This is a genomic window from Streptomyces sp. NPDC059443 (genome assembly GCF_042750105.1).
Lineage (GTDB): Bacteria > Actinomycetota > Actinomycetes > Streptomycetales > Streptomycetaceae > Streptomyces.
On sequence record NZ_JBHYVM010000008.1, the window covers coordinates 58,071 to 71,333 of the forward strand.

Sequence of the window (13,263 nt, forward strand, 5' to 3'; positions counted from 1 at the left end):
GTCGGCGGGCACGATGTGCACTGGCCGACCGGGTGGTTGGGCACCTACCCGATGGCATGGGGCCCGGTGCTCACGCGGCCGGCTGGGCCGGTCCGCGTTCTTCCCCGCGAGTGGCGCGGGGGTGCTGCGTGATGCGTACTGCGGTGTGCTCTGTGCGGTGTGGCTTAGGTGACGGGGCAGGTGAAGCAGCCCGCGGTGCCGAAGGTGTAGGCGGCGTCGGCCCCCTTGAGGTCCTCGACCTCGACCTCGGTGTTCTCGTCGGCCTGGACGTTCGTCGGGTCGGTCTTGTCGCTCATGATGCTCCTTCTTGTGTGTGGGTGGTGCGGTGGTTGGTGGTGCGGTCGTTCGCCGCGGTCAGCGGGTCAGGACGAGCAACAGCCCAGCGAAAGCCAGGTGATGAATGCCGCGCCCTGATCGGGAGACGCGTCAGGAGGCGAGGCAGCCCATGCTGCCGACCGAGCCGATCGTGTAGGCGCCGGCCGCCGCGGGGCCGCCGTCCAGGTCCTCGACCTGGACCTCGGTGTTCTCGTCGGCCTGGACGTTCGTCGGGTCGATCTTGTCGCTCATGGTGTTCCTTCTCGTTCGTGGTTGGTTCGAGGTGGGACGGGGCGACGGATCAGCCGGATCAGGCGGACCAGCAGGCCAGACCGGTGGCGACCGAGTAGGCGCCGGCCGTGGCCGATCCGCCGTCGAGGTCCTCGATGTCGATCTCGATCTCGGAGCCCTCGGCCTGGAGGGTGACCGGGTCGGGTGCGAAGTGGTTCACGGCTCAGCTCTCGAAGCAGTAACGGGTGCCGATGCAGGCCATGGTGGCCGCGCCGGGGGCTTCGGACAGGTCCTCGACCTCGACCTCCACCTCGGCGCCGTCGACGGCGTTGATGTCCACGGGGCCGCTCATCAGCTGGTCATGCAGCTGATGGTGCCGATGGTGCTCGCGCAGCCCTGCGCCGCGGACGCTTCCAGGTCCTCGACCTCGACCTCGGTGGTGTCGTCGGCCCGGACGGTCAGCTTGTCGGAAGTGTTGTCGCTCATGGTGATCAGGCCTCGCTGTTGGAGAAGCTGCCGGAGCAGCCGACGGTGAACATGGTGGCGGTGACGGCCTGGCTGGTGGTCTTCAGGTCCTCGACCTCGACGTCGTTGTCGCGGTCCTCGGCGCCGTTGGAGACGGTCTCGGGAGTGCTCATCGTTCTCTGCTTTCTCTCGGGTGGGTCGGGCTGGTGCGGTGCGGTGTCAGGAGGCGTTGCAGCTGGAGCAGCCGATGGTGCTGAAGGTGCTGACGGCGGTGGTGCCCTGCTCGCCGTTCAGCTCCTCGATGGCCAGGTCCTGGGACAGGTCCACGGGGTTCTGCTCGATGTCCTCGGCGTTCTCGGACATGTGTGTCTCCTCTTGATTTCGGGCCGGTCCGGATCAGACCAGGACCCATTCGGATTCGCCGGGACCCGACGGCCATTGACCGGAACCCAGGGGAAGGTCCTCTGCGTGTGCGTCGGAATCGTCGTGAAAACGCGGGGCCGACGATGCCTCAATACTGTTCACGTCCGGATTCCTTCCACGGATTCGGTATGGACGGCGGGTGGTGCGGGGTGGTGCGGGTGGTGCCTGGTGAGGCCCGGATCGCTCAGTGACCCCAGGTCACGTCGTCGCTCTTGATCGGGTCTTGCAGCCGAGCCGAAGCGCCGGAGAGGTCCGTGATGCTCGTACCCGTCGCCGTGACCGACAGGGTGTCGGCGTCGCCCGGGGCGATGGCGAGCGTCGCCGCCACCACCGTGGACAGCGTCGCGACGGCCATGATGAAACGGGTGCGAGTCACGAGTGGTACCTCTTCTTCTTGAAACTTGAAACTCGGGGCAACGTAAGCGGCCGATTTCCCGTCCGCGTTCCTTCGACTCGGTGTTAGCCGGTGTTTGTCGCTCACCGGCTGACATCCCCAACTCTGGCCGCTGGTCAGAACGGATGGAAGAGGTTCCCGGTGGACGGATTTCCCGCTGGCATAAGTTGTCCACGCTCCGGGAACCCGTCGTAGGACGCCCACACCAGCTCCGCCTTCCCCCGCAGGAGCGTGACGCCCCGCAGCTTCGGTGAGGTCGCGAGCGCCCGGCGGCACAGCAGGCCGGCCATCACTTCCGCCTGCTCGACCCGTTCGGCGGTCAGGAACATCCCGAGCACGGGCCCACCTGGGACGTCGGCATGGACGGTGACGTGCTGGAGGCCGTCGCCGGGACGCGCGGCCGAGCGGATGAGGTCCCCGAGCCCAGGCGGGACCAACCCGCCTGATGTCAAGCCGAGTTTGAGGTGAATTAGGTACATGGATCAGATCGTGCGCCTGCGCTATATTGCCTCGCCAGGGGATAGCCAGGACGTTTTATGCATTTGCATGAAACGTCCACGACTTGGGCGTGACAACACAGCGGGTGGCACAGTACGCCTGCGTGCACTCGGGGAGAACGAAGAACAGATGCTGCAGACATTGGGCCTGGACCCCATAGCCGAGCAGGTCTACCGGGGGATGCTGACCAATCCCCAGGACGGCGTGCCGGAGCTGGCGCAGCGCCTCGGACTGCAGGAGCCGACCCTCTGCGAGGCCCTGGACCGGCTCAGCTCCATGGCGCTCATACGTTCCGTGGACCACGCGCCGAGCGGATTCGCCCCCTTGGGGCCGGAAGCGGCCATGAACCTGCTGCTGGCCCGCCAGCAGGAGCGCCTGGCCCTGTGCCAGGCCGCGGCGGCCCAGCTGATCGCCGACTGCGCGACCTCCCAGCCGCAGTCCTCGGGCGAGAACGAGTCCCTGTCCGGGATCGAGGAGATCCGCAACCGGCTGGCGCAGCTCAGCGACGAAGTCACCAGCGAGGTACTGACGTTCGCGCCCGGCGGCGCCCATCCGGAGGCCGATCTGCGGGCCAGCCGGGGCCCGAACGCGGAGATGCTGGACCGGGGCGTGCGGATGCGCACCATCTACCTGGACAGCGTGCGCAACGACCAGGCGACGCAGGAGCACGTCGACTGGCTGAGCGAGCGGGGAGGTCAGGTCAGGACCACCGCGTCGCTCCCCGTCCGCATGATCATCATGGACCGGCGGCTCGCGGTGCTGCCGGTGAACACCACCGACGCCCATGTCGGCGCGGTCGTCCTGCACGGCGCCGGCGCCGTCACCGCGCTGTGCGCCCTGTTCGAGTCCACGTGGGCATCTGCCGTCCCCCTGGGGGCCGTTCCGGTACGCGACGCCGACGGGCGCACCCGGCAGGAGAAGGAGGTCGTCCAGCTGCTGGCGGAGGGACTGACCGACGAGTCCATCGCCAAACGCCTGGGCGTCTCCCCCCGGACCGCCCGCCGCATCGCCGCCGAGCTCATGGAGCGCCTGGACGGCCGCAGCCGCTTCGAGGCAGGCGTCCACGCGGTCCAGGACGGCTGGCTGCCGGCCACCCGCTGAGACGCCCGCAGCCTCGTAGGCCCTAGCCCTGTTTGGTGAGCTCGCCGCTCAGGCCCGGCGCGGTCGCCTGGAGGCTGCCGCTGGTGTTCAGCTTGAAGGTCACGGTGACCGGCCGGCCGCTGCACAGGGCATCGGTACTGGCCGGGGACTCGGTCAGGGTGATCGATCCGGCCGACGCGGAAACCAGGACGTCGGTGCCCGGGCACTGGAGGCCGATGCTGTCGAGCGTGGTCACGGAATGCCCGATCGTCTCGCCCTTGTTGCCCTGCGTCAGCTCGATGCGGTACGTGGCGGCGGTCATCACGGACGCCGTACCGGTCACGGTGCCCTGCCAGGTCCCGAGGAAGGCGGCCGGGATGCCGCCGGCCGGCTGCGCGGGCTGCGAGGCGGGCCGGCCCTGCGGCTTGCCGGGAGTGTTCGAGTTCGCGTCCGAGTCCGTGGACGGCTGGGCCGGGGCCGAGCCCGTTCCCTGAGAGGTCCCGCTCTTGTCGGCCTCCGAGCCGTTCGTCAGCCACAGCGTCAGCGCGGCGGTGGCCGCCACCGACACCACGGCTACACCCGCCACCATCGCACCGTTCCGGCTCCGCCGGGGCGGTGGCCCCTGCGGCGGCCAAGAACCCCCCGGAGGGCCCGCCGGGGGGAACGCCTGGGCGTACGGCGGGGTGCTCGGGCCAGGGTGGTAGGCCGATGGCTGTACCTGCGGTGACGTCCGGGGGATCGGCGGTGCCTGGGGCGCTGCCTGAGGCATTGCCTGCGGTGGTGCCTGGGGCGGGGTGGGAACCGGTTCGGCTCCCGCAGGCGTGCCGACGCCGCCCGCGCCGCTCGCGCCCAGACCCGTATCGAGGTCCAGCAGCTCGACGGCCAACTGCGCCAGCGAACCGGACACCGCGGCCGGCAGCCATCCGCCGCGGCCCAGTTGCAGGGTGCCGACCCCGCCGCCTTCGAGGCGCTCGCGCAGTTGGGCCGGCGTCGGCCGGTCGCCCGGCTCCTTGGCCAGGCAGTCGAGTACGAGGCCGCGCAGGTCTCCGTCGAGATCGCCGAGCTCCGGCTCCTCGTGCAGCACGCGGTACAGCAGTACCGCCGCACTCGCGGCGTCCCCGAAGGGAGCGATGCCGGTCGCGGCGAAGGCCAGTACCGCGCCCAGGGAGAACACGTCGCTGGGCGGCCCGGCCGGCTTCCCCTGTGCCTGCTCGGGGGACATGTAGCCGGGGGATCCGACCACGAAGCCGGTCCGGGTGAGCGTGGTGGACGCGTCCAGGGCCCGGGTGATGCCGAAGTCGATCAGGCGGGGCCCGTCCAGGGCCAGCAGGACGTTCGACGGTTTGACGTCCCGGTGCACCAGCCCCAGCCCGTGCACCGCGGCCAGGGCCTCGGCGAGTCCGGCGCCGAGCGTGCGGACGGCCCGGTCCGACAGCGGCCCGAACTCCCCGACGGCCGCGCCGAGCGTCGGCCCGGCGACGTAGCCGGTGGCGACCCAGGGGTGTTCGCTCTCGGTGTCGGCGTCCAGCACGGGGGCCGTCCACTGACCGCCCACCAGCCGGGCCGCCGCGACCTCCTGGCGGAACCGGGTACGGAACTCGGCGTCGACGGCGAATTCGCTGTGCACCACCTTGACGGCGACCGTGCGGCCACCGGCCGTCCGCCCGAGGTAGACCCGCCCCATCCCGCCCGCGCCGAGCCGGCGCAGCAGCCGGTACTCACCGATCTTCTCCGGATCATCCGCCGTCAATGGCTCCATGCCCAGCACGCTCCCCCTCGCCGGTCCCCCTGACAGGCCAAGACCGTACCCGGAGCGCAGTCGGTTTGACGATCAAATGGCCTGATGAACCAACTCCGTTGACGGTGCGACGCGCGCGGTCAGCAGGTCTTCCCGTCCGGGACGGGTTCGAGGTCGAGGAGGTACGCGTCCACGGCGTCGGTCACGCAGGCGCTGCCCCGGCCGTAGGCGGTGTGGCCCGCCCCCCGGAAGGTGAGCAGCATGCCCCCGGGGAGCTGGCCGGCGAGGTTCCGCGCCCACTCGTAGGGCGTGGCCGGGTCGCCCGTGGTGCCGACGACCAGGACCGGGGGGAGGCCCTCCGCCTTGACGCGGTGCGGCTTCTGCTCCCCGGCGGGCCAGTCCTTGCAGACGAGCTCGGCCAGTACGCCGGAGGTGCCGAACGCCCCGGCCTCCCGGTCCGCCCGGTCGAGGAGGCCCCAGTAGGACTGCGGGTCCCTGGGGTGCGGCTGGTCGAGGCAGTTGACGGCGACGAGGGCGTCGGAGGAGTTGCCGGGGCTCTGATGGCCGTCGGCGCCCGCATCGGCTCCGGCGTCGTCGGAGCTGTCGTCCCCGGCCGGCGTGCCGGGGTCCGCGATCCCCGCGAGCTTCGTTCCGTCGCCGTCCTTGTGCGCGGCGCGGAGCGCCTCGGACAGCGGCTTCCACTGGGACTCGGGGGAGTACATCGACATGCTGACGGCGGTGTTGAGCATGGTCTGGTCGAGCCGCTCGTCGGTGCCCTTGATGGGCAGCGGGCGCTTGGAGACCCGCGCGTACAGATCGGTGATCACCTTGCGGATGCCGTCCGGGGTGGCGGCGGGGCAGGCGCTTCCCACCACGGAGGCGCATTGCCCGGCGTAGTCCTCCACCGAATTCCGGAAGCCCTTGGCCTGCTGGAGGGCGGCCTCGGACCAGTCGAGTGCGGGGTCGGCCGCGGCGTCGAGGACGAGTGCCCGGACCCGGCGCGGGAACAGCTCGCCGTAGACGGTGCCGAGGTAGGTGCCGTAGGACCAGCCGAGGTAGGTGAGCTTGTCGTCGCCGAGGACGGCGCGCAGTACGTCCATGTCCCGGGCGGCGTCCAGGGTGCCGACGTGCGGCAGGATCGCGCCGCTGCGGGCCTTGCAGGCGGCGGCCTCGCGTTCGGCGTCGGCGAGCGCGGCGCGGCGTTCGGCGTCGGTCTTCGGGTACAGGGTCGTCGACGCGTCGGAGGCGCCGGGTACGGGCTGGTCCGCGTCGGCGGGGTCGGAGGACCCGCAGTCCACGGCGGGCTTGCTTCCGGCCACGCCGCGAGGGTCGAAGCCGACGATGTCGAAGCGGGCGCGGGTCCGTTCGCTGAAGGAGGACGCGCCGCCGGACTTCAGGTGGTCGATCCCGGATTCGCCGGGGCCGCCGGGGTTGAAGACCAGGGAGCCGATGCGCCGGCCGGGGTCCGCGGCGACGGCCTTGGCCAGCGGCAGGGTGAAGGTCCGGCCGTCCTTGGGGTGCGCGTAGTCCATGGGCACGGTGAGCGTGGCGCACTGGAGCTCGCCGCATCGCGTCCAGGTGGGTTTCTGCCGGTAGAAGTCCTTCAGATCGCTCCGCGCGGAAGGATCGATGGTTATGGTGCCGCCGCCGGGCGGGCGTGCCTGGTCATGGGCGGGGGAGCAGCCCGCGAGTGCCGTCGCGCCGAGTGCGGCGAGGGCCAGGATCATGCTGCCGCGCTTGCGGGCCGGGTGGTTCATGTGAGGACTCCGTAGGGACGGGGGCGTGTTCGATTTCGCTCTGACCTGTACGGATGGTCCCCGAGGGAACCTGAGGATTTGATGAGGCCGGGGCGGGGGCCGCCGCCCGGGCCGGACTATCCTGACCGCCGTGCGAGTACTGGTGGTCGAGGACGACGACGATCTGCGGTTCTCGGTGGCCGCGGCCCTGCGCGGCGCGGGGCTGGCCGTCGACGAGGCCGCCGATCTGCCGGCCGCCGACGAGGCGCTCTTCGTCACGGAGTACGACTGCGCCGTGTTCGACCGGACGCTGCCCTCCGGGGACTCCATCGACTACGTGGACGAGCTGCGCCGCGCCGGGCGGAAGGTTCCCGTGCTGTTCCTCACCGCCCGCGACACGGTCGCCGACCGGGTCGCGGGGTTCGCCGTCGGAGGCGACGACTACCTGGTCAAGCCGTTCGCGGTGGCCGAGCTGGTGGCGCGGGTGCACAGCCTGTGCAGACGGGCCGGAGCGACCCGGCCGCCGGTGCAGCGGATCGCCGACCTGGAGATCGACACCGCCCGGCGGCAGGTGCACCGGGACGGGGTGCTGCTGCTCCTGACCCGCAAGGAGTTCGCCGTACTGGAGCTGCTCGCGGCCCGGGCGGACCAGGCCGTACCGCGCGCCGACCTGGTGGAGAAGTGCTGGGACGAGGTGACCGAGCCCAACTCCAACGTCATCGAGGTGCTGGTCTCCCAGCTGCGCCGCAAGCTCGGCGACCCACCGCTGATCCACACCGTGCGCGGCGTCGGCTACCGCCTGGCACCACCCGCCGCCGGCCGGGCATGACGGGGGCCGAGGCACGCGCCCGCCGGCTGCGCCGAAGGCTCACGGCCCTGTTCACCCTGACGAGCGCGGTCGGGCTGATCGCCCTGGCGGCGTTCGCCGTCCGCACCGATGACGGCTCCTGGCGCAACCAGCTCGACGACACGCTCAACCTTCAGACGAGCCGGGCGATCCCGCTGCTGGCCACCGGCGAGAACGGGAAACTCGACGTCCAGGCCCTGAAGGACGGCGTGGAGACCGAGTGCCCGCTGCTCACCGTGGTGGCCACGACGGGGAACAAGCCCACCGTCGTCTACCAGCCGCGCCAGGCCTGCGCATGGCCCCGGACCGAGGACGTCGTGGAGGCGGCGGCCGCCGCCGTGAAGGAGGGCGACGCGGTCGTCGTGGAGGCCCGTAGCGAGGAAGGCCGGGACATCCGGCTCCTCGCCGAGCCCTACACGGGGCCCGACGGCGGAAAACCGGAGGGCGCGCTGGTCGCCGCCGCCGACATGTCCGCGGACCAGGCCGCACACCGCCGGCTGACGCTGCTCCTGATCGGCGGCTGCGCGGCCCTGGTGGCCCTGTCCGGCGCGGCCGGACACCTGCTCTCCGGACGGGCGATCAAGCCCGTACTGACGGCGCTGCGCCAGCAGGAGGAGTTCCTCGCCGACGCAGCCCACGACCTGCGCACCCCGGCGGCCTCGCTGCGCGTCCTCGCCGAGACCGCGCTGCGCGACGAAGCCAACCGGGCCGCCGCGCTCGAACGGACCGTACGCCTGGCGACCCGGATGGGCGACCTGATCGACGGCCTGCTCACCCGCGCCCGGATCACGGCCGGCGTCAGCACCCCCGACCGCCGCCCCATGCGCCTGGACCAGCTGGTCGAAACGGTCGTGGACGACACCGACACCGAGACCGGCGGGCACCGCGTGACCGTACACACGGAACCCGTCGTCGTGGTCGCGGACCCCGACCTCCTGCGCCGGGCGGTGGCCAACCTGCTCGGCAACGCCCTCGTCCACGGCCATGCCCCCGGCGAGCCGGCGGAGGTCGAGCTCACCGTGACCGCCGATGGCACGCTGACCGTCGACGACGCCGGTCCGGGCATCCCCCCGGCCCTGGCCGACTCCCTCTTCCAGCGCTTTCGAACCACCGGATCCACCACCGGATCCACCTCCGGTTCCGGCTCCAGCGGCCTGGGCCTCTCCATCGCCTCCTGGGTCACCCGGGCCAACGGCGGCACCCTCGACGCCACCCCCAGCCCCCGCGGCGGCGCCCGCTTCACCCTGCGCCTGCCGCCCCGGACGAAGTAGCCGACCGAACGAAGTCCGCCAGGAGGTTCCCACCGGATGGCCCCCGCCACGTCGTTCGTGTGTCAGGGCATCCATGCACGTGAACTTCGAACGCGAGGTACCTCCCCGTGGCATCCGATTCCGCACCGAACCCCCGTCTCCCACTTCAGAGGCGACGCCGATTGCCGCTGCTGGGCCTCGGCAAGACGGCGCCGATCTCCGTCGAGGAGCAGCTGGAGGACCTCGAACGCAGGCGGCTGGAGTACACCCCGTACATCGCACGGTGCCTGGGCCAGCACTGCAACACCGACCGGGTCAAGGACGTCTGGCAGGAAGCCCTGACGAAGATGGCGAAACGGCTCCGCGACGGCGACGAGCCGGTCCTCAACATCGGCGGGTACATGAGGAGCGTGTGCCACACGTGCGCCATGGATGAGCTCCGGGCGATCGCGAGCCGCGCCGAGGTCCTCTTCGGCCACGGGACCGCCGTCCTGGAGCAGCACGAGAACGTACCGCTCGACGATTCCGGCGTGTACTGGGCCGACATCGGCGACGAGCTCAAGATCCTCCTCACCGACATGGAGCGTCGGGCGCTCTACTTCACCTGCGTGCACGACTTCACCGCCAAACAGGCGGCCGTGGCCATGAGCGCCCCCTACGCCAATGTCCGCAAGGCGCTGACGCGGGCCAAGAAGAAGATCGCCAAGTACAAGCCCGGCCTGGGGCGGGACGCGTAGCTCCCTTCCAGGGTCTGCGGTTCTCCCAACGCCCCCGAGGAAAGCGCCGGGTGGCCGCGCATCGCGGGGAATCGCAGGCCCACGTGGGGAACTACCCCTACCGCCGACCGTGATCGGCAGCAAAGTGGCCCAAGTGCAGGAGGAACAGTGTTGTTTCAGGAGTCCGAGCGAGAAGGAAGGGGCCGGCGGATGCGCAACCCGCTGCCTCTGCTGCTCGCTCTGATCACTTTGGTGATCAACGCGTGCGCCGTCTTCATCGACCGCCTGCGTACCCCCAGGCCCGACTTCTCCGTTTTCGCCGGCGCGGTCGTTCCGGTCGTTCCGGTCGTTCCGGTCCACGTCACCCGCCACGTGTCCACGACCGACCGCGCCGGTACACCACCGGCGAACGCAACCCAGGTGAACGTCGCGCGGATCGACAGGCACAAAACCGAGGGCAGCTTCGAGCCCCGGAGGGCGTAGGCGCCGGCGAGCCCGACGACAGGTCACGACAGGTCCTGAGGGACGCCCTTCATGGCCGGGGCCCCGAGTGGAGTTCCCACTCGGGGCCCCGGCCTTCGTCGTACCCGGTGAAGACCCTTCCCGTCCACGGCAGCCCCCAGGAGACCGCGATGCCCACCCGTCCCCGGCCCACCCGTCCCCGGCCCGCCAGGACAGCCGCCCGCATCGACGGACTGCTGACCGCCGCAGAGTACGAGCTCACCCGCCGGCAGCACGCGTACGAGGCGGCCAAGGCCGAACGGCGCCGGATCCGCCGCCTCAAGACCGCCGCCCGTCGCCGCGACCGCCGCCGCGCCTGGCGCGCGAGCGCTCCTCGCGCGGCGCGCACGGTCCTGCGCATCGGGCTCGTCCTGTGCGGCGCCGTCTCCTTCTCCGTCGGGCTGGTCCTCCTCGCCCTCGGCCGCCCTGGCAGCACCGAACTGCTCGGCACCGCGGGCGCCGCCTGGGGCCTTGCCGCGGCCGTCCCGAAGAACCCCAGCTGACCGCCGGCATCCCGTAACGCTCCGCTCACCCCGGTCGGGGAGTACCACAAAGAGAGGAGAATTTGTCCCATTTCCTATGTTTTGCATAGACTGTCTGGGTGATTCGAGCGGCCTTCAGGGTCGCCCCGTCCGACCCCACCGTCCGCAGAAGGAAGCACTCGTGCGAGTCCCCGCCCCCCGTGACCTGCCGGCTCTGCCGTACGCGCACCGCCTTGAGCCGTTCGCCGGGGAGATCGAGCGGGAGGGCGCGTACGAGTGGCTCCACTTCGACGGCTCCGTCTTCGAGGACGTGCAGGGCGGCAGTTCCCAGTTCAGCGAGTCGGCCTTCTCCTCGGCGGCCTTCCACCGCGGCCATTACCGGCGCTCCCGCTTCGACGACGTGTGGATGCACACGGTCCGCATGGTCGGTACCGACCTCGCCGAGACCACCTGGCTGGACAGCGAGTGCACGGCCGGCGTCTTCGCGGGCACCGAGATCCACGTCTCCGAGATGCACCGCACCGTCTTCCACCAGTGCAAGTTCGACTCGGTCAACCTGCGCGGATCCACCCTGAAGGGCGCGACGATCAGCCCGGTCCAGCTGCTGGACCTGGCCCCCGCCCTGGCGCGACACGTAGGCCTCACCGTAAAAGGCACGTGACGACCTCCACCCGAATGCGAACCCGCGCGGCACCGGCCGGCGGCCACCTGCCGGGTCTCGGACGCGGACCGGTGGATCCGGTCAGGCGAAGGTGATGACGCCGGCCATCCACTGGCGGTCGCAGGTGCCGACGGCCGCGTAGGAGCCGGCGGCGGTCACCCGCTTGTAGCCGGTGGCCAGTTGGTCGGCAGATACGAACAACGTCGGCAGGGCGGTGAAGCCGTCCGTCCAGGTCACCGGCGCGCCGCCCTGGACGCCGACGACGCCGAACACCAGCTTGGGGCCGACGCTGGTGGGCGGCGTCGTACCGGAGTTGAAGTCCGTGCCCCGCGCGCCGGTAGCGGCGGCGTGCTGGTCGACCGCGCTGACGGCGGTCAACTCGTCGACGATCACGTGCTGTTCACCGGTCGACGGGTAGCCGAGGGTGATCGTGTCCGAAGGCGAAAGCGCGGTGGTCACGGCCGCGGTGAGGATCAGGGTGCGGTCATCGGCGGCGCCGTCGGTCTGGTCCGCGGCAATCAGGTAGGTGTTTCCCTGGCTGTCGGTCGCCCGGACCTCCCCCGGATGGGTGTTGGTGAGCATCACCGGCACCACGAGGGTTTCGCCGGCGGCGACCGCGCGCTTGACCGGGAGCGTCGTCGACGTCTGGTACGTCGTCCCCGTCGCCGAGGCGACCCGGGCGACGTAGCTCGGCGCGGCCGCTACGGGCACGGCGGCCGGGACGTTGTCCCGGTCGGTGGCGAGCACCGTTCCGGCGCCGAGCGCGGCGCCGGCCGTCAGGGCGACCAGATGCGTGAGCACGTGCCTGCGTCGCCGTAAGCGGCGCGGCCGGGCCGGGGCGTCCTGCGGCGGCTCGGGCGGCGTGACGTCTTCGGCGGCGGAGGTCGGCGGACCGGCGTCGGCCGGAAGCCCTTCATCGGGCTCCTGTGGGTGTGGGTGCGGGTGCGGGTGCGGGAGCGGGAGCGGGAGCGCGGCCTCCAGTTCCGGGGGGCGGTGATCGGCCGTCTCGCCGCCGGACGCGGCGCTCGCGGCCGCGAGCCAGCGTCGGCGCCACTCGGCCTCGTGGCCGCCGCAGGCCCGGACGTAGCTCCGGGTGGTGGGCCAGGACGGCAGTCGGGATCCGGAGGCCGCCTCGTGCAGCGTGGTGTGGGAGATCGCTCCGGTGGCCCCGGCCATCGCCCGGAACGAGGGGTTCCCTGCCTCCAGACGCAGCTGACGGAGTGCGGCGGCGAAGTCCGCGACGGCGGATTGGCGCTGCCCCGCGACAGGCCCGCCCTGTTCGGCCGTACTCACTGCTGTCTCCCCCGGTGTTCGATGTTGTCAGATCCCTGTCAGATCCCTGTCAGAGGCTGTCGAACATGCGACCCATCCCCAAGATTGGCTCCCGGCATACCGGAAGGCGGCCCCGGATTCGTCCCGGCTCCCCCGGTCCCGCAACCTTGGAGGTACACCGTGCTCCGAAAGACGATCACCACCCTGGCCCTCGCCGCCGCCACCCTGTCCGGCGTGGTGCTGGCGGCCCCGGCCCAGGCGTCCGTCGGCCACTGCATCACCGGGCCCCGCAGCGGCGAGAAGCTCTGCCTGAACAGCTACTTCTACAACTCTGGCGAGCGGTTCAGCCAGTACACCTTCACGCTCACCGGGCCCGACACCGACTACCGGGTCTACGCGGGCAGCCTCTCCGGTCCCTCTGAGATCAAGTACATCAGAGACCACGCACTCGTCGTGGACGGTCGCTACGCCGCCACGCTCTGCATCACCGAGGGCACCACCGGATGGCGTGGCTGCGCGTAAGCCCCCCCCCCCCCCCCCCCCCCCCGCCGCGGCCGGGGGGGGGCCCCCCCCCCCCCCCCCCCCCCGCGCGCCGCGCCCCCCCCCCCCCCCCCCCCCCCCCCCCCCCCCCCCCCCCCCCCCCCCCCCCACGTA

At 71.5% G+C, this 13,263-nt stretch carries 20 protein-coding genes; 8 read left to right on the forward strand and 12 right to left on the reverse strand.

Annotated elements, in window-relative coordinates:
• Nucleotides 1–164: 164 nt before the first annotated feature.
• From ACFXDJ_RS10235 to ACFXDJ_RS10275, 9 genes are all read right to left on the reverse strand, one after another.
• Nucleotides 165–296, reverse strand: a complete 132-nt coding sequence (locus ACFXDJ_RS10235; protein WP_384651466.1) for a hypothetical protein — start codon at nucleotides 294–296, stop codon at nucleotides 165–167.
• Nucleotides 297–426: 130 nt separating this feature from the next.
• Entirely contained in the window at nucleotides 427–567 is a 141-nt protein-coding gene (locus tag ACFXDJ_RS10240; protein WP_384651464.1) for a hypothetical protein, read from the reverse strand.
• 58 nt (nucleotides 568–625) lie between these two features.
• Nucleotides 626–766 (reverse strand): hypothetical protein, encoded by a 141-nt coding sequence (locus tag ACFXDJ_RS10245; protein WP_384651462.1) that lies wholly within the window; start codon nucleotides 764–766, stop codon nucleotides 626–628.
• 3 nt (nucleotides 767–769) lie between these two features.
• A complete protein-coding gene (locus ACFXDJ_RS10250; RefSeq protein ID WP_384651460.1) occupies nucleotides 770–898 on the reverse strand; it encodes a hypothetical protein in 129 nt (42 codons plus the stop codon).
• The gene (locus tag ACFXDJ_RS10255) at nucleotides 898–1,032 is read right to left on the reverse strand and encodes a hypothetical protein (protein WP_384651458.1); all 135 of its coding nucleotides are present in this window, start codon (nucleotides 1,030–1,032) and stop codon (nucleotides 898–900) included. Before ACFXDJ_RS10255 ends, ACFXDJ_RS10250 begins: the two co-directional genes overlap by 1 nt.
• A gap of 5 nt (nucleotides 1,033–1,037) precedes the next feature.
• Nucleotides 1,038–1,184: a hypothetical protein gene (locus tag ACFXDJ_RS10260; RefSeq protein WP_384651456.1), complete on the reverse strand. Its 147-nt coding sequence runs from the start codon at nucleotides 1,182–1,184 to the stop codon at nucleotides 1,038–1,040.
• Between the two features lie 46 nt (nucleotides 1,185–1,230).
• Nucleotides 1,231–1,374 carry a hypothetical protein gene (locus ACFXDJ_RS10265; protein WP_384651454.1) on the reverse strand — a complete coding sequence of 48 codons (144 nt, stop codon included), beginning with the start codon at nucleotides 1,372–1,374 and terminating at the stop codon, nucleotides 1,231–1,233.
• Between the two features lie 244 nt (nucleotides 1,375–1,618).
• Nucleotides 1,619–1,810, reverse strand: a complete 192-nt coding sequence (locus tag ACFXDJ_RS10270; protein WP_384651452.1) for a hypothetical protein — start codon at nucleotides 1,808–1,810, stop codon at nucleotides 1,619–1,621.
• A gap of 134 nt (nucleotides 1,811–1,944) precedes the next feature.
• Nucleotides 1,945–2,307: a hypothetical protein gene (locus tag ACFXDJ_RS10275; protein WP_384651450.1), complete on the reverse strand. Its 363-nt coding sequence runs from the start codon at nucleotides 2,305–2,307 to the stop codon at nucleotides 1,945–1,947.
• 148 nt (nucleotides 2,308–2,455) lie between these two features.
• On the opposite strand from ACFXDJ_RS10275, the gene ACFXDJ_RS10280 reads away from it, so the two are divergent.
• Nucleotides 2,456–3,427, forward strand: a complete 972-nt coding sequence (locus tag ACFXDJ_RS10280) for a helix-turn-helix domain-containing protein (protein WP_384848772.1) — start codon at nucleotides 2,456–2,458, stop codon at nucleotides 3,425–3,427.
• Between the two features lie 22 nt (nucleotides 3,428–3,449).
• Here the strand turns inward: ACFXDJ_RS10280 and ACFXDJ_RS10285 are convergent, their stop codons facing one another.
• Nucleotides 3,450–5,165 carry a protein kinase gene (locus ACFXDJ_RS10285; RefSeq protein ID WP_384848775.1) on the reverse strand — a complete coding sequence of 572 codons (1,716 nt, stop codon included), beginning with the start codon at nucleotides 5,163–5,165 and terminating at the stop codon, nucleotides 3,450–3,452.
• 119 nt (nucleotides 5,166–5,284) lie between these two features.
• Entirely contained in the window at nucleotides 5,285–6,901 is a 1,617-nt protein-coding gene (locus ACFXDJ_RS10290; protein WP_384848778.1) for an alpha/beta hydrolase, read from the reverse strand.
• A 130-nt stretch (nucleotides 6,902–7,031) separates the two neighbouring features.
• Here ACFXDJ_RS10290 and ACFXDJ_RS10295 point away from each other — a divergent pair, with 130 nt between their 5' ends.
• The 6 genes from ACFXDJ_RS10295 (at nucleotide 7,032) to ACFXDJ_RS10320 (ending at nucleotide 11,337) form a co-directional block, all read left to right on the forward strand.
• Nucleotides 7,032–7,709, forward strand: coding sequence for a response regulator transcription factor (locus ACFXDJ_RS10295; protein WP_384651442.1), 678 nt, complete (start codon nucleotides 7,032–7,034; stop codon nucleotides 7,707–7,709).
• On the forward strand, nucleotides 7,706–8,998 hold the full coding sequence (locus ACFXDJ_RS10300; protein ID WP_384651440.1) for a sensor histidine kinase: 1,293 nt from the start codon (nucleotides 7,706–7,708) through the stop codon (nucleotides 8,996–8,998). Before ACFXDJ_RS10295 ends, ACFXDJ_RS10300 begins: the two co-directional genes overlap by 4 nt.
• A 161-nt stretch (nucleotides 8,999–9,159) precedes the next feature.
• Nucleotides 9,160–9,714, forward strand: a complete 555-nt coding sequence (locus ACFXDJ_RS10305; RefSeq protein ID WP_384651438.1) for an RNA polymerase sigma factor — start codon at nucleotides 9,160–9,162, stop codon at nucleotides 9,712–9,714.
• A 189-nt stretch (nucleotides 9,715–9,903) separates the two neighbouring features.
• Nucleotides 9,904–10,176, forward strand: a complete 273-nt coding sequence (locus tag ACFXDJ_RS10310; protein ID WP_384651436.1) for a hypothetical protein — start codon at nucleotides 9,904–9,906, stop codon at nucleotides 10,174–10,176.
• Between the two features lie 149 nt (nucleotides 10,177–10,325).
• Nucleotides 10,326–10,697, forward strand: coding sequence for a hypothetical protein (locus ACFXDJ_RS10315; protein WP_384664157.1), 372 nt, complete (start codon nucleotides 10,326–10,328; stop codon nucleotides 10,695–10,697).
• Between the two features lie 160 nt (nucleotides 10,698–10,857).
• Entirely contained in the window at nucleotides 10,858–11,337 is a 480-nt protein-coding gene (locus tag ACFXDJ_RS10320) for a pentapeptide repeat-containing protein (RefSeq protein WP_384848781.1), read from the forward strand.
• Nucleotides 11,338–11,418: 81 nt separating this feature from the next.
• Here ACFXDJ_RS10320 and ACFXDJ_RS10325 read toward each other — a convergent pair whose 3' ends face one another.
• Nucleotides 11,419–12,630, reverse strand: a complete 1,212-nt coding sequence (locus ACFXDJ_RS10325) for a helix-turn-helix domain-containing protein (RefSeq protein WP_384848784.1) — start codon at nucleotides 12,628–12,630, stop codon at nucleotides 11,419–11,421.
• A gap of 159 nt (nucleotides 12,631–12,789) precedes the next feature.
• Between ACFXDJ_RS10325 and ACFXDJ_RS10330 the strand changes: the two genes are divergently transcribed.
• On the forward strand, nucleotides 12,790–13,131 hold the full coding sequence (locus ACFXDJ_RS10330) for a hypothetical protein (RefSeq protein WP_384661592.1): 342 nt from the start codon (nucleotides 12,790–12,792) through the stop codon (nucleotides 13,129–13,131).
• Nucleotides 13,132–13,263 lie beyond the last annotated feature (132 nt).

What these genes read in the sequence shown, in the direction of transcription:
- ACFXDJ_RS10235 (WP_384651466.1), bottom strand. Translation starts at nt 296, where the DNA reads ATGAGCGACAAGACCGACCCGACGAACGTCCAGGCCGACGAGAACACC.
- ACFXDJ_RS10240 (WP_384651464.1), bottom strand. Translation starts at nt 567, where the DNA reads ATGAGCGACAAGATCGACCCGACGAACGTCCAGGCCGACGAGAACACC.
- ACFXDJ_RS10250 (WP_384651460.1), bottom strand. Translation starts at nt 898, where the DNA reads ATGAGCGGCCCCGTGGACATCAACGCCGTCGACGGCGCCGAGGTGGAG.
- ACFXDJ_RS10255 (WP_384651458.1), bottom strand. Translation starts at nt 1,032, where the DNA reads ATGAGCGACAACACTTCCGACAAGCTGACCGTCCGGGCCGACGACACC.
- ACFXDJ_RS10260 (WP_384651456.1), bottom strand. Translation starts at nt 1,184, where the DNA reads ATGAGCACTCCCGAGACCGTCTCCAACGGCGCCGAGGACCGCGACAAC.
- ACFXDJ_RS10265 (WP_384651454.1), bottom strand. Translation starts at nt 1,374, where the DNA reads ATGTCCGAGAACGCCGAGGACATCGAGCAGAACCCCGTGGACCTGTCC.
- ACFXDJ_RS10275 (WP_384651450.1), bottom strand. Translation starts at nt 2,307, where the DNA reads ATGTACCTAATTCACCTCAAACTCGGCTTGACATCAGGCGGGTTGGTC.
- ACFXDJ_RS10280 (WP_384848772.1), top strand. Translation starts at nt 2,456, where the DNA reads ATGCTGCAGACATTGGGCCTGGACCCCATAGCCGAGCAGGTCTACCGG.
- ACFXDJ_RS10285 (WP_384848775.1), bottom strand. Translation starts at nt 5,165, where the DNA reads ATGGAGCCATTGACGGCGGATGATCCGGAGAAGATCGGTGAGTACCGG.
- ACFXDJ_RS10290 (WP_384848778.1), bottom strand. Translation starts at nt 6,901, where the DNA reads ATGAACCACCCGGCCCGCAAGCGCGGCAGCATGATCCTGGCCCTCGCC.
- ACFXDJ_RS10300 (WP_384651440.1), top strand. Translation starts at nt 7,706, where the DNA reads ATGACGGGGGCCGAGGCACGCGCCCGCCGGCTGCGCCGAAGGCTCACG.
- ACFXDJ_RS10310 (WP_384651436.1), top strand. Translation starts at nt 9,904, where the DNA reads ATGCGCAACCCGCTGCCTCTGCTGCTCGCTCTGATCACTTTGGTGATC.
- ACFXDJ_RS10315 (WP_384664157.1), top strand. Translation starts at nt 10,326, where the DNA reads ATGCCCACCCGTCCCCGGCCCACCCGTCCCCGGCCCGCCAGGACAGCC.